Here is a 12,291-nt window from a genome sequence, read left to right on the forward strand (position 1 = left end):
GCGCAATTTTTGAAAAGATAGCGCGTCATTTGGAGGGGAAACACCATGGCAGGCGGATATGACAACCGGGATGGGCACATCTGGATGGATGGCGAAATGGTGGATTGGCGCGAGGCCAATGTCCACATCCTGACCCATGCGATGCACTATGCGTCTTCGGTGTTCGAGGGCGAGCGCGCCTATAACGGCAAAATCTTCAAAAGCCGGGAGCATTCCGAGCGGCTCAAGCGCTCGGCTGAGATGATCGACTTTGAGATCCCCTACACCATTGATGAGATCGAAGCTGCCAAGGCCGAAGTCCTCGCCGCCTCGGGTCTGCAAGACGCCTATGTGCGTGCGGTCGCTTGGCGTGGTGTGGGCGAAGACATGGGTGTCGCCTCGGCCCGCAACCCGGTCCGCATGGCCATCGCGGCATGGGAATGGGGTGCCTATTACGGTGACGCCAAGATGAAGGGCGCCAAGCTCGACATCTCCAAATGGAAGCGCCCCTCGCCTGAGACGATCCCGAGCCATGCCAAAGCGGCGGGTCTCTATATGATCTGCACCATGTCCAAACATGCGGCCGAGGCGAAGGGCTGCTCGGACGCGATGATGTATGACTACCGCGGCTATGTGGCCGAGGCGACAGGCGCGAATATCTTCTTCGTCAAGGATGGCGAAGTGCACACGCCGACGCCCGATTGCTTCCTCAACGGCATCACCCGGCAGACCGTCATCGACATGCTGCGCGAGAAGAACATCAAGGTCCACGAGCGCCACATCATGCCCGAGGAACTGGAAGGTTTCGAGCAGTGCTGGCTGACCGGCACCGCCGCCGAAGTGACCCCGGTGGGTCAGATCGGCGACTGGAACTTTGAGGTCGGCGCGCTGACTCGTGAGATCGCCTTGGACTATGAAAAGCTGGTGCGCAGCTAAACGCTGCCGCTGAACTTTGCCAAAGTTACGCCGCCGTCCTGCAAACCCTTGCGGACGGCGGTTGCGATTTGAACGGCCTCTGCGGTGTCGCCATGCAGGCAGATCGTGTCGATCCGGCTGGGGATGTGCTTGCCGCTCTCGGTGATGATCGCGCCTGCCTTCACCATTTCAACCATCCGCGCCGCTGCCGTTTCCGCGTCGTGGATCACCGCGCCGGGCTTGCTGCGGTCGACCAGCGTCGCGTCGTCGTTATAAGCGCGGTCGGCGAAAATCTCCCCGGCCCATTTGCAGCCCAGTGATTTCACCGCCCGTTCCTGCGCCGTGGCAGCAAGGACCATGACGATGAGGTCGGGCGCCACGCTCAGCGCCGCCTCATAAAGGTCGCGGGCCAGTTCCTCATCCTCCGACGCCATATTCGCCAGCGCGCCGTGCAGTTTCAGGTGGCGTACCTCAGCGCTAACGCTGCGCGCCATGCCGACACTCGCGGCGACCTGATAGCGGATCTGGTTCTGCAAGGTGCCACGCGGCACTGAGAGGCGGTTGCGGCCAAAACTGGCAAGATCCATGAACCCCGGATGCGCGCCGATGCCGACGCCGTTTTCATGGGCCATGTGCATCGTCGCCGCCATGACATCGGCGTCGCCCGCATGCCCGCCACAGGCGATATTGGCCGAGGTTACGACGCGCAGAAGCGCCGCGTCGTCGCCCATTTTCCAAGGGCCAAAGCTTTCGCCCATGTCGGCGTTGAGATCGACGGTGGTCATGTCTGCTCCTTCTCGAATGGGTCGGCAGTGGCCGAAACCACGCCGGAGATCAGTTGATAGCCCAAAAGGTCGCGAATCCGCGCCGGGTCGCGCAACAGCGGCTGGCGGCGCTTGGGCAGGGCAGCGAGGTCGGCGCGGTGGCGCGTCTCGGCGGCCAGCGCTTCGTCGAGGTCGACGAACGCGAATTGCAGCGCTGCCCCCGGCTGCGCCTGCGCCACGATGGGCAGGTCGCAGGGGATCACCGTGCCGATGCGGGGGTAGCCGCCGGTGGTCTGGCATTCGCACATCAGCACGAAGGGCGCGCCGTCGCCGGTGATCTGGATGTCGCCGGGGGTGATGACCTCCGACACGATGGTCAACTGCCCACCGGTGGCAAAACCTTCGCCGTCATGATCCATCCGTGCGCCCATGCGGTTGGCGCGCGGATCACGGCGAAAGGTGGTTTCGGTGAACCGCTGGCGGGTTGCCTCGTCGAAGGCATCGGTCTGCATGGAGGCGACGATGCGCACCTTCTCCGCCCCGAACCGGCTCTCGCGGGGCAGGGTGAGGCTCGACTCGCCGCCCTTATCGACCCCCAGCGGCAGGGTCTCACCACTTTGCAGCAGCGCGCCGATGCCAGCGGCCAGATGGCTGGCACGCGCGTTCATCACCGGCGCTACGTCAAACCCGCCGCCGACATGGAGGTAGCCATAGGCCCCGTCCCGCGCGCCGCCGATGGTCAGCTTCGCCCCGGCGGGCAAGAGGTGGCTGGCGTTCCACGCGACCGGCTCGCCGTCGATGCTCACCTGCATCTGCGCCCCAGTCAGGGCGATGCGGGTGTCCTGATCGACCTCGAAACTGCCGCCGCTCCCGGCCATCTCCAGCGCGGCGCTGTTGGGGTCTTGCCCCAGCAAGGCGGCCCCTTCGTGCAGGGCGGTCGGGTCCGCCGCGCCGCCGTGGGTCAGGCCAACGGCGCGATAGCCGGGGCGACCAAGATCTTGGATGGTCATGGCTGGACCGGCTTGAAGGATGGTCAACGTGCCGCTCATGCCAGCGCCTCCCGCTCCGCGCCGCCGGTGGGGTCGTCGGCGATGCGGTCGAACTCTTGCCGGGTGATGGATGGGAAGATCAACTCATCGCCCGGGGACAGCGGAAAGGGCATATCGCTGCCGGGGCGGAAGGTGCGAAAGGCGGTTTGCCCGATGTGCCGCCAGCCGGTGGGGGAGGCATTGGTGAAGATGATCAACTGCCGGATCGCCACCACCAGCGATCCCGGTGGCACCGACTTCGTCAGCCCCTGTTGGCGCGGGATGTCCCAATGGGGCGCCAGTTCACCCATATAGGGCTGACCGGGGGCGAAACCGATGGTCAGCACCCGCACGCGGGACTGCGACAGCTCGGCAATTGCCGCATCGGGGTTGAGGCCCGCGGCCTCGGCGGCCTCCTCCATTTGCGGGGCGAGGTCGGTGCCATAGACCGTCGGCACATGCCACAGGCTGCGCCCGGCGGGGAGGGCTTCGGCGAACCAATCGCGGGTTTGCAGCAGATCGTGCAGGCGGTCGGTCATCTTGGTAATGGCTTCTTGGGAGACCTCGAATTGCACGAAGGTCGACACCAGCGAGGTGCTCGTCTCACTCACCTCGGGCCAGTCCTGTTCCTCCACCGCCGCGCGAAAGGCGAGGGCAGCGCGGTTGGCGGGTTCGGACATCTTCTCGGCAAAGGTGACCAATAGGCCAGAGAGGCCGACACTGCGGATGCGGGGCCAGTCAGTCATTGCGAAGCATCCTTTCGTAAAGGCGCGGCAGCAGCACCGGGGTCAGATACATCGGCAGTTGCCAGCAGCCGATAAAGATCATCAGCGGCGCGATGACATCCGCAGGCAGCGCCACGAGAAACAGCGCGATATTGCGGTTGCCAGCGCCGATCGCCAGTGGTCCGGCCACGGCGCGCAGCGGGCCACGCCGGGTCAGCAGCAACGTGCCCGCCTGCAACAGATAGCTTAGGGCGAAGGCCAGCCCCGTCCAGCCCGCCACAGCCCATGGATCGCTGCCCAGCGCGGGGTTCAACGCCGCCATCAATCCCACCACGATGACCGAGAAGGCCAGCACCGACGCGCCATCCAGCGCCTCGGTCTGGCGCGGGGTGGGATGAAGCAGAAAGACATGACGCAGGGCAAAGCCCAGCCCCGTCGCGCCAAGGATCACCGCCAAGAGCCGCAGGGCGGCAAGCGCGATTTCCGAAGCCGGGCCGAGTTGCGGCAGGGCCGCCAGCACCGGCAAGACGGTCAGGGGAAAGGCGGCGGTGCCCAACACCATCAGCTGCATCATCCGCCCCGCGTCGAGTCGCATCAGCAGGGCGAGGTTCACGCTGCCGGTCAGGGCCGGGGCCGCCGCGGCAAGCGTCACGGCCAATGCCGCAGGCGTCTGCCCCAGCCCGGCTAGGACGAAGACCCCGAACAGCAGCATGGGCAGCAACGTCTGCAAAGCCAGTACCGAGGCCAACGCCCAGATGAGATCGCGCACCGCTCCAAGCGCCGCGCGATGCCCAATCCTGAGCGCGGTGATCGTCAGCAGCGCCGCCACCAACTGCGGCAGCCAGTCGGCCAGCACCGCCGCGACGCCGGGCAGGGCCAGCCCCGACAGCAGCCCGACGATCAGGCAGGCCCGCGCATGGCGCGAAGCCAGTCTCAGCATATAGCGCATGGCCCTTCACCGCTAAACCGGTGCGCTGCGCAGGTTTTCGGGCAGCCATGTCGCCACCTCGGGGAACCAGATCAGCACAAAGACCATGAAGACCATGATGGCAAACATCGGCAGCGCGGCTTTGGTGATATAGCCCATCTCGTGGTTGGTCATGCCTTGGAGCACGAAAAGGTTAAAGCCAATCGGCGGGGTGATCTGCGCCATTTCGACGACCACGACCACGAAGATGCCGAACCAGATCAGATCGATGCCCGCGCTGCGCACCATCGGCTCAACCACGGCCATGGTCAGCACGACCGAGGAGATGCCGTCGAGGAACATGCCCAGCACGATATAAAAGACCAAAAGCGCCATCAGCAGCTCGAAGCGCGACAGCTCCATCGCCGCGATCCCGTCGGCCAGCGCGCGGGGCAGGCCGGTGAAGCCCATCGACAGTTTCAGGAAAGCCGCGCCCGCGAGGATCAGCGCGATCATCGCAGAGGTGCGCATCGCGCCCATCAGGCTCTCGCGGAAACTGTGCCAGTTCAGCGAGCCTTGGAACAGCGCCAGTGTCAGCGAGCCGATGACCCCGATGGCGGCGGCCTCGGTCGCCGTAGCAAAACCGAGGTACATGGACCCGATCACGACCGTGATCAGCGCAAAGACCGGCAGCAAGAAACGCGAGTTGCGCAGCTTTTCGCCAAAGCTCATCCCGGTCTCCGCATCGGGGTTCCAATCCTTCGACAACATGCTGGTGACGGCGACATAGCCCATGAACATCAGCGCCAGCAGCAGCCCGGGCAGGACGCCCGCGAAGAAGAGTTTGGTGATGCTTTCGTTCACCGTCACACCGTAGACGATCAGCGCCAGCGACGGCGGGATCATCAGCCCCAGCGTGGCCGCACCCGCGAGCGTGCCGATGATCATCTTTTCGGGATAGTTGCGCGCCCGCAGTTCGGGGATCGACATCTTGCCCACGGTGGTGAGCGTCGCGGCGGAAGAGCCCGAGACGGCGGCAAAGACCGTGCAGCCGACGATATTGGTATGCACCAGCCCGCCCGGCAGTTTCGCGAGCCAGGGCGACAGCCCGCGGAACATGTCTTGCGATAGCCGCGTGCGGTAGAGGATTTCGCCCATCCAGACAAAGAGCGGCAGCGCGGTCAGCGTCCAGCTTGAGGAACTGGCCCAGATCGTAGTGATCATGGCGTCGCCCACGGGGCGGGTGGTGAAAAGCTCCATCCCGACCCAGGCCACGCCCATCAGGGCGAGGCCAACCCAGACACCGGTGCCGAGGAGGAAGAAGAGAACGATCAGAAACAGGGTAATGGCATAGATCTCGGTCATGGCGTCATTCCCCGAAGCTTTGATCGACTAGGTCACGGGTGACGCGGTGGTCGCCCTTGAAGATGAGGTGCAAAAGATTGTCGGTCAGCGCGATGGCAAGGATGCCGCCGCCGATGACCATGACGGATTGCGGTATCCAGAGTGCGGTGGCGTCTTGGTCTTGGCTGACTTCGTTGAACTTCCACGACCAGTAGACGAACCAATAGGCGTAGTAAGTAAAGTACCACGCGACCGCAGCCGCCACGGCGAAACACCAGATATCCAGCAGCCGCCTCCCGCCCGCGCTCAGCGCGTTAAGCAGGATCGACACGCGGATATGCGAGCCGCGGTTGAGCGCATTGGCGAAGGCAAGGAAACTGGCCCCGGCCATGGCATAGCCCGCATAGCTGGCAGCGCCCGGAAAGACATTGCCGGTCCAGCGGGCGACCATCTGGGCCACGATCAAGGTAAGGATGGCCACCAGACAGAGCGCGGCAAGCGCCCCCGCCCCGGTATATAGCCCGTCCAATAGTCTGCGCAGCGCCTTCATGCGGCTCTCCCTCCGTCAAGTCATGCCCGGGCATGAGAACGGCGGCCCGGGTGACGGGCCGCCGCAGGTTTCGTGATTATTGCATCGCCTTGTAGTCGTCGACGATCGCCTGACCGTCTTCGCCCGCGGCTTCGAGCCACTCTTGCGTCATGGTCTCACCCACTTCGCGCAGGCCCGACATCAGCTCTTCGCTGGCCGGTTCCACGTTCATGCCGCCTTCGCGCAGCCCGTCATAGGTGAACTGGGTGTAGTCCTTGGAGGCTTGCAGGCCGCGCTCTTCGGCCTCGGTGGCGCAGGTGGTGATCGCCTCCTTGTTGGCATCAGAGACATCTGCCCAGACATCCGCGTTTACCATCACGTAGTTGCGCGGCAGCCATGCGTCGACTTCGTAGAAGTGGGTCAGGCTTTCCCAGACTTTCTGATCATAGCCAGTAGCGCCCGAGGAGATCATCGACTCTGCAACGCCCGTGGCAAAGGCTTGGCTGACTTCGGCAGCTTCGATGGTCACCGGGGACATGCCGGTCAGTTCCGCCAGACGCGCGGTGGTGTTGTTGTAGGAGCGGAACTTTACGCCCTTCATGTCCTCGACCGAGTCGACTTCTTTCTTGAAATAGAGACCCTGCGGCGGCCAAGGCACGTTATAGAGCAGGACGAGATTCTGCTCTTCCAACACGGATTCAACCTTGGGCTTGGCGGCTTCCCAAAGCTGCGCGCTGGCCTCGAAAGAGGGCGCGAGGAAGGGGATGGAGTCAAAGCCGAAGACGGCGTTCTCGTTCTGGTGGCCCGAGAGCAGACGCTCGCCCAGTTGGACCTGCCCGGTCTGGATCGCGCGTTTGATATCCGCGCCGGCAAAGAGCGCGCCGCCCGGGTGTACGGTGATCTCGATCTCGCCGCCGGTTTTCTCGCCCACGCATTCGGCGAATTGCACGCCGTTCTCGGAGTGGAAGTTCGAGGCCGAATAGGCCATCGGCATGTCCCATTTCTCGGCCGCGAAGGCGGGCATCGCGGTGCCCAGCGTCAGGGCGGTCATGGCCGCGCCGGCCATCAGTCTTGCTGTCAGTGTCATATGGTTTCTCCCTTGTTGTTGCAGTCCCACGCTTGGCGTCATCCGTCGAAGCGTTGGGGGTGATACGGGGTCAGATCCGTGTTTGGCGTCTGCCCCGTGATCAATCCGGCGATCAGTCGGCCCGTTTTCGGCCCGCCCGTCAACCCGATGTGATGGTGCCCGAAGGCAGTGTAGACCCGGCTCGTCCCGATCTGCCCGATAAGGGGCAGCGAGTCGCTGGGGGCGGGTCGGTGCCCCAGCCATTCGATCTCTTCCTTGGCGGTGAGATGCGGAAAGGCGGCCTTGGCCTGACGGCGCAGTAGGGCGAGCGGCGCCTTGGACGCGCCCGCTTCCAACCCGCCGAACTCGACGATCCCGGCACAGCGCAGCCCTTCGGCCATGGGCGTGGCGACGAATTTGCCCGCCGCCATCATGGTGGGGCGCGACGGGCCGCCCTCGGCATCCTTGAAGACGATGTGGTAGCCGCGTTCGGATTCCAGCGGCACGTTGATCCCCAGTTTGCGCATGAGCGGTTTCGACCAGACACCAGTCGCCAGCAGCACGTCATCGCAGGGCAGGGAGCCTTGATCGGTGAGGACCGAAGTGACTTCTTCGTCGGTGATCGCCACGTCCTGCACCCCGGCCTGCCGGATGGTGCCGCCCATCTTCTCGAAGGCTTTGGCCAGCGCCCGGACATAGCCGCCGGGGTCGGCGATGAAGCCGTGGTCGGCCAGCCGTGCGATGCAGGTGATCTGCGGACCATAGGCCGGGTCAAATTCCCTGACCGCGCCGCCTTCGATGATTTCCGGCTCGAAACCCGCCTCGCGGCGCAGCGCCCATGTGTAGGCTTCAGCCTCAAAGGCCGCGCGGTTGGTATAGGCAAAGCAGTAGTCGCTGTCGCGGACCCAGTCCTCCAGCCCCAGATCGGCGCAGAGGGCTTTGTGCTGCGCCACGCTGTCGCTCACGATGGGCACCAGCCCGGCAGAGATGCGGCGGGTATCGCGGTCATTGGCGTGGGCCATGTAGCGGCGCAGCCATGGCAGCAGGCGGGGCAGATAGGGCCAGCGCAGGAACAGCGGAAACTCGGGGTCGCGCAGCATCCCCGGCGATTTGCGCAGCAGGCCCGGCCCGGTCACCGGCGCGACGCCCGCCGCCGCCAGCACGCCACCGTTGCCATGCGAGGTGCCGCGCCCCGGCTCGGCCCGGTCGACCAGTATCACCTCCGCCCCGGCGCGGCGCAGCCAGATCGCGGCAGAGACGCCGACAATCCCGGCGCCGATAACGACGACATGCTGGCTCATGGGTGGTGGCTTTCGATTTCGCGTTGGGTCATGGCTTGTTTCCTTTGGGGCATCTTTTACACAAAAAATCATCACGTCAACAAAATGCTGATAAAATGTCATCGTTAGACTTTCGCTTGTCTCGCCCTGCCCGCAAAGGCACCCTGCGCCCAAACGGAGGGCATATGACAAACGAGACGGGCGCGCGGCTGGGAATCCTCATGCTGGACACGCGGTTTCCCCGCATTCTGGGGGATGTCGGCCATGCGGGCAGTTGGGACTTCCCGGTGCGCTATGCGGTGGTGCCGGGGGCCACGCCTGAAGCGATCGTGTGCGACGATATCGAGCCCTTCGTGCAGGCTTTCATCGCCGCGGGGCGCGACTTGATCGCCGAAGGCTGCACCGGCATTGCCACCACCTGCGGGTTCTTGGCGCTGATCCGGCCTCGCCTCGCCGAAGCGCTGGGCGTGCCCGTTGCCGCCTCTGCGTTGGAGCAGGCGGGGCAGATCGCGGCCTGCCTGCCGCCGGGGCAAAGGGTGGGCATCTTGACGATCTCCGCGGCCACGCTTTCGCCCGCCCATCTACGCGCGGCGGGGGTGCCCGAGGGCAGCCCGGTGGTGGGGATGGAGGGCAGCGGCTTCGCCCGAACGATCCTCGGCAATCTGCCCGACCTCGACGTGGCGCAGGCACGAGCCGAGATGGTGCAGGCGGCGCAGCGGTTGGTGGAGGCCCACGCAGATGTCGGGGCGATCCTTTTAGAATGCACGAATATGGTGCCATATGCCTCCGATATCGCGGCGGCGACCGGGCGGCCCGTGCATTCGATCCACAGCTATCTCAACTGGTTTCACGCAGGGCTGCTGCCGCCCCGTTTCGGCTAATGTGGCAGGCGCAGCCAACCGTCGGTGAAGCTGACCTGGCGCACCCCAGCCAGCGGGAGGAGTCGTTGCAGCTCTGCCTCGAAGGCCGCTTGCCGCCCCTTGCCCCAGCGAACCCCGCGTTCGGGCCAGAGCGCGGTGACGTGCAAGACGTCCAGATCGCGATGCGCCTTCATATCGACCCGTCCCACCAGCCTGTCGCCCTGTAGCAGCGGAAAGACATAGTAGCCGTATTCGCGCTGCGCCTCGGGCACGAAGACCTCGATCCGGTAGTCGAAACCGAAAAGCCGGGCGGCGCGTTTGCGGTCGCGCAGGGCGGGGTCGAAGGGGCTGAGCACCCGGAGCCGTTTGGGCGGTTCGTGGGTAAGGGCGGGGTCATCTGCCCAGCCGGGGCGGGCAAAGGCGGGCCGCAGGCTGCCGTCGGCAGCCTCAATGTCGATCTCCTCCAGCCGCCCCGCGGCTTGTTCTGCCGCGCACCAGCCGCGCGCCTCGGCGGGGGAGATATGGGCCCAGAAGGCGGCCAATTCCCCTGCCGTGGCAAAACCCAAGCGCGCCAGCGCCTGATCGCAGCACCAGTCGATCGTCTGCTCTATGTCGGGGGCATGCGCCGGGTCGCGCAGCGCGGCGGGCACCACCCGCTCGGTCAGGTCATAGCGCTTGCGAAACCCCTCGCGCCCGGTGACAGCCAGCGCGCCGCTGCGCCACAGATACTCCAGCGCGGTTTTCGACGGATGCCATTGCCACCAGCCCCCGCTGCTGCGCGGCTCGTCCCGGCCCACGTCGGATGAGGTGACGCTGCCCTCGGCCCGGACCTGCGCGAGCACGTTTTGTATCTGTGTTTCGAAGTCGTGCCGCTGCCAATCCTTCCAGCGGCCCAGCAACTTGGCCGCATCGCGGGTTCGGCGCAGATGCCATTGCGGATAGAATTCCATCGGGATGACGGCGGCGTCATGGGTCCAATGCTCAAACAGCGCCCGGTCTTTTTCATAAAGCCGCTTGAGCGCAGCGGGGCGATAGCGCGGACGGCGGGCGAACAGGATCAGATCATGCGCCCGCGCCACCGTGTTGATGCTGTCGAGTTGCACAAAACCCAGATCATGGATCAGCTTGAGCAGTGCCGCGCCCTTGGCCGGGCCCTGCGGCGGATCGGACAGCAGGTGACGCGCTAGAAACAACCGCCGCGCGGCGGCATTGCCGAGCCTTGGGCGGCTCACCCCTGACGGCGGCGGCGGAGGGTGTCGCCCAGCGACAGTGTTGGCGTCAGGGTGATCTGGGTCTGCATTTCCGGGTCCGGCTCGGGCTGGGTCTGGTTGAGGATGATCCGCGCCGCGGCCTGACCGATCTCGTTCCGGCAAGCGTCCATCGTCGCCAATTGACGCGGCAGACCTTGCAGCAGCTCGACGTTGTTGAACCCGGCAAGGCCGATCTGACCGGGAATGTCGATGCCTTGGTCGATCAGATGCAGCAGCCCGCCCGCACCGATCATGTCGTTGGAGTAATAGAGGAAATCAAGGTCGGGTGAGCGTTCCAGCATCTCTTGCGTCATCTCGCGCCCCTTGGCCAGCGCGGAGCCGCCGGAGTAAAAGGCCCGGTCTTCGATCTCGACCCCCGCTTTGGCGAGCCCTTCGGTAAAGCCCTCGAACCGTTTGCGCGCGCGGTGGTCGAGGGGCATTTTCGTGCCCATGAAGCCAATGCGCTCATAACCCTCGCGCAGGATCGCCTGCGCCATCTCGCGCCCGGCGCGGCGGTGCGAAATCCCCACCATCGCATCGACGGGTTTGCCGTCGGTGTCCATGATCTCGACCACCGGAATGCCCGCATTGCGCAGCATGGCGCGGGTGGCGTCGGAATGCTCCAACCCCGCGATGATCACCCCCGAGGGCCGCCATGAGAGCATCTCATAAAGCACCCGCTCTTCCTTCTCGGGCAGGTAGTCTGTCACCCCCACCACCGGCTGCAGGGGCGTGTCTTCGAGCACTTGATTGATGCCGTTCAGGACTTCGGGGAACACCATATTGCCCAGTGAAGGGATCACGACCGCCACAAGGTTCACGCGCTGGCTGGCCAGCGATCCGGCGATCTGGTTGGGCACATAGCCAAGCGCCTTGGCGGCGGCGAGAACGCGATTGCGGGTGGCCTCCGACACGTCGCCACGCTTGCGCAGGACGCGGCTGACCGTCATCTCGGAAACGCCGCAAGCATCGGACACATCACGCAGGGTCAACGGGCGTTTGGGGGGTGTGGTCAATTTGGTTTTCCTGTTTGCCTCACCCATAGGTAGCGCGAAGCGGGAGGCGCGATCAAGCATTGCCGCAGCGCTGCTGCAAGGCGCAGTCATTCGGTTGCCAATCTGCCGATGACATCGCCAGACGCTTGCGCTAAACCCAAGCCTGTCGGCCCCGTGGCTCAACTGGATAGAGCAGCCCCCTCCTAAGGGGCAGGTTGCAGGTTCGAATCCTGCCGGGGTCGCCATTCGGCGCGTAGGGCGCTGCCGACCACCTCACCCCCTTGGGCCTTGAAATCCCCATCCGGTCTGTCAGATTGCCCCGGATATAATCAGGAATGGCAGAGGCTTTGATGAAAACAGGAACTTTTGTGATCGGGGCGGCCATGCTGGCCGTTGCCGGGTGTACGGTACCGGCGAGTGGGCCGCAGGGCGGCTCGGCCCGTGTGGGCAATCTGCCGGAGGCAGTGGTGAGCCTTGCCGCGCCGAACCAAGATCTGTCGACGGCGCGGTTGCTGCCGGAGGATGGCTGCTATTGGTATCAGCACAACGGCCCGGTCGAGACGACGCTGGTGCCGCTCCGGGCGGTGGGTGGCAATCCGATCTGCACCAAACGCCAAGCCTGACATAGAAACGGGGGCTGCCAAGCGGC

General features: G+C 64.9%; 13 protein-coding genes and 1 tRNA gene. 4 read left to right on the plus strand and 10 right to left on the minus strand.

All coding sequences use genetic code 11. The features are described 5' to 3' along the window. Nucleotides 1–45: 45 nt before the first annotated feature. On the plus strand, nucleotides 46–915 hold the full coding sequence (locus ACGYLX_RS11325; RefSeq protein WP_271688753.1) for a branched-chain amino acid aminotransferase: 870 nt from the start codon (nucleotides 46–48) through the stop codon (nucleotides 913–915). Here ACGYLX_RS11325 and ACGYLX_RS11330 read toward each other — a convergent pair. The 8 genes from ACGYLX_RS11330 to ACGYLX_RS11365 form a co-directional block, all read right to left on the minus strand. After that, nucleotides 912–1,679 carry a LamB/YcsF family protein gene (locus ACGYLX_RS11330; protein WP_394449521.1) on the minus strand — a complete coding sequence of 256 codons (768 nt, stop codon included), beginning with the start codon at nucleotides 1,677–1,679 and terminating at the stop codon, nucleotides 912–914. The two genes, ACGYLX_RS11325 and ACGYLX_RS11330, sit on opposite strands and share 4 nt — an antisense overlap. After that, nucleotides 1,676–2,707 (minus strand): biotin-dependent carboxyltransferase family protein, encoded by a 1,032-nt coding sequence (locus ACGYLX_RS11335; protein ID WP_394449523.1) that lies wholly within the window; start codon nucleotides 2,705–2,707, stop codon nucleotides 1,676–1,678. Before ACGYLX_RS11335 ends, ACGYLX_RS11330 begins: the two co-directional genes overlap by 4 nt. Then, entirely contained in the window at nucleotides 2,704–3,432 is a 729-nt protein-coding gene (locus ACGYLX_RS11340; protein WP_394449525.1) for an allophanate hydrolase subunit 1, read from the minus strand. Before ACGYLX_RS11340 ends, ACGYLX_RS11335 begins: the two co-directional genes overlap by 4 nt. Then, entirely contained in the window at nucleotides 3,425–4,360 is a 936-nt protein-coding gene (locus ACGYLX_RS11345; RefSeq protein WP_394449527.1) for a hypothetical protein, read from the minus strand. The genes ACGYLX_RS11340 and ACGYLX_RS11345 overlap by 8 nt, the downstream gene beginning before the upstream one ends. A gap of 12 nt (nucleotides 4,361–4,372) precedes the next feature. Further along, a complete protein-coding gene (locus tag ACGYLX_RS11350) occupies nucleotides 4,373–5,683 on the minus strand; it encodes a TRAP transporter large permease (RefSeq protein ID WP_271688758.1) in 1,311 nt (436 codons plus the stop codon). Between the two features lie 4 nt (nucleotides 5,684–5,687). Beyond that, entirely contained in the window at nucleotides 5,688–6,212 is a 525-nt protein-coding gene (locus ACGYLX_RS11355) for a TRAP transporter small permease (RefSeq protein WP_394449528.1), read from the minus strand. A 76-nt stretch (nucleotides 6,213–6,288) separates the two neighbouring features. After that, nucleotides 6,289–7,278, minus strand: a complete 990-nt coding sequence (locus ACGYLX_RS11360; RefSeq protein ID WP_394449529.1) for a TRAP transporter substrate-binding protein — start codon at nucleotides 7,276–7,278, stop codon at nucleotides 6,289–6,291. Nucleotides 7,279–7,316: 38 nt separating this feature from the next. Further along, a complete protein-coding gene (locus ACGYLX_RS11365; RefSeq protein ID WP_394449531.1) occupies nucleotides 7,317–8,558 on the minus strand; it encodes an NAD(P)/FAD-dependent oxidoreductase in 1,242 nt (413 codons plus the stop codon). A 164-nt stretch (nucleotides 8,559–8,722) separates the two neighbouring features. Here ACGYLX_RS11365 and ACGYLX_RS11370 point away from each other — a divergent pair, with 164 nt between their 5' ends. Next, nucleotides 8,723–9,418 carry an aspartate/glutamate racemase family protein gene (locus tag ACGYLX_RS11370; protein ID WP_394449533.1) on the plus strand — a complete coding sequence of 232 codons (696 nt, stop codon included), beginning with the start codon at nucleotides 8,723–8,725 and terminating at the stop codon, nucleotides 9,416–9,418. Here ACGYLX_RS11370 and ACGYLX_RS11375 read toward each other — a convergent pair. Beyond that, nucleotides 9,415–10,629, minus strand: a complete 1,215-nt coding sequence (locus ACGYLX_RS11375) for a winged helix-turn-helix domain-containing protein (protein ID WP_394449535.1) — start codon at nucleotides 10,627–10,629, stop codon at nucleotides 9,415–9,417. The genes ACGYLX_RS11370 and ACGYLX_RS11375 overlap by 4 nt on opposite strands. After that, nucleotides 10,626–11,663 (minus strand): LacI family DNA-binding transcriptional regulator, encoded by a 1,038-nt coding sequence (locus tag ACGYLX_RS11380; protein ID WP_120349930.1) that lies wholly within the window; start codon nucleotides 11,661–11,663, stop codon nucleotides 10,626–10,628. Before ACGYLX_RS11380 ends, ACGYLX_RS11375 begins: the two co-directional genes overlap by 4 nt. 147 nt (nucleotides 11,664–11,810) lie before the next feature. Between ACGYLX_RS11380 and ACGYLX_RS11385 the strand changes: the two genes are divergently transcribed. Then, a tRNA-Arg gene (locus ACGYLX_RS11385) sits at nucleotides 11,811–11,887 on the plus strand. Nucleotides 11,888–11,992: 105 nt separating this feature from the next. Continuing rightward, nucleotides 11,993–12,265, plus strand: coding sequence for a hypothetical protein (locus ACGYLX_RS11390; RefSeq protein ID WP_322328529.1), 273 nt, complete (start codon nucleotides 11,993–11,995; stop codon nucleotides 12,263–12,265). Nucleotides 12,266–12,291: the final 26 nt, after the last annotated feature.

Origin of the sequence: Sulfitobacter sp. 1A13496, assembly GCF_043557225.1 — a bacterium.
In the GTDB taxonomy this organism is placed as follows: Bacteria; Pseudomonadota; Alphaproteobacteria; order Rhodobacterales; family Rhodobacteraceae; genus Sulfitobacter; species Sulfitobacter faviae.

Excerpts from the sequence above, each read along its gene's own strand:
- ACGYLX_RS11360 (WP_394449529.1), bottom strand. The coding sequence starts at position 7,278 with ATGACACTGACAGCAAGACTGATGGCCGGCGCGGCCATGACCGCCCTG.
- ACGYLX_RS11355 (WP_394449528.1), bottom strand. The coding sequence starts at position 6,212 with ATGAAGGCGCTGCGCAGACTATTGGACGGGCTATATACCGGGGCGGGG.
- ACGYLX_RS11390 (WP_322328529.1), top strand. The coding sequence starts at position 11,993 with ATGAAAACAGGAACTTTTGTGATCGGGGCGGCCATGCTGGCCGTTGCC.
- ACGYLX_RS11335 (WP_394449523.1), bottom strand. The coding sequence starts at position 2,707 with ATGAGCGGCACGTTGACCATCCTTCAAGCCGGTCCAGCCATGACCATC.
- ACGYLX_RS11345 (WP_394449527.1), bottom strand. The coding sequence starts at position 4,360 with ATGCGCTATATGCTGAGACTGGCTTCGCGCCATGCGCGGGCCTGCCTG.
- ACGYLX_RS11340 (WP_394449525.1), bottom strand. The coding sequence starts at position 3,432 with ATGACTGACTGGCCCCGCATCCGCAGTGTCGGCCTCTCTGGCCTATTG.
- ACGYLX_RS11325 (WP_271688753.1), top strand. The coding sequence starts at position 46 with ATGGCAGGCGGATATGACAACCGGGATGGGCACATCTGGATGGATGGC.
- ACGYLX_RS11365 (WP_394449531.1), bottom strand. The coding sequence starts at position 8,558 with ATGAGCCAGCATGTCGTCGTTATCGGCGCCGGGATTGTCGGCGTCTCT.
- ACGYLX_RS11350 (WP_271688758.1), bottom strand. The coding sequence starts at position 5,683 with ATGACCGAGATCTATGCCATTACCCTGTTTCTGATCGTTCTCTTCTTC.
- ACGYLX_RS11330 (WP_394449521.1), bottom strand. The coding sequence starts at position 1,679 with ATGACCACCGTCGATCTCAACGCCGACATGGGCGAAAGCTTTGGCCCT.
- ACGYLX_RS11370 (WP_394449533.1), top strand. The coding sequence starts at position 8,723 with ATGACAAACGAGACGGGCGCGCGGCTGGGAATCCTCATGCTGGACACG.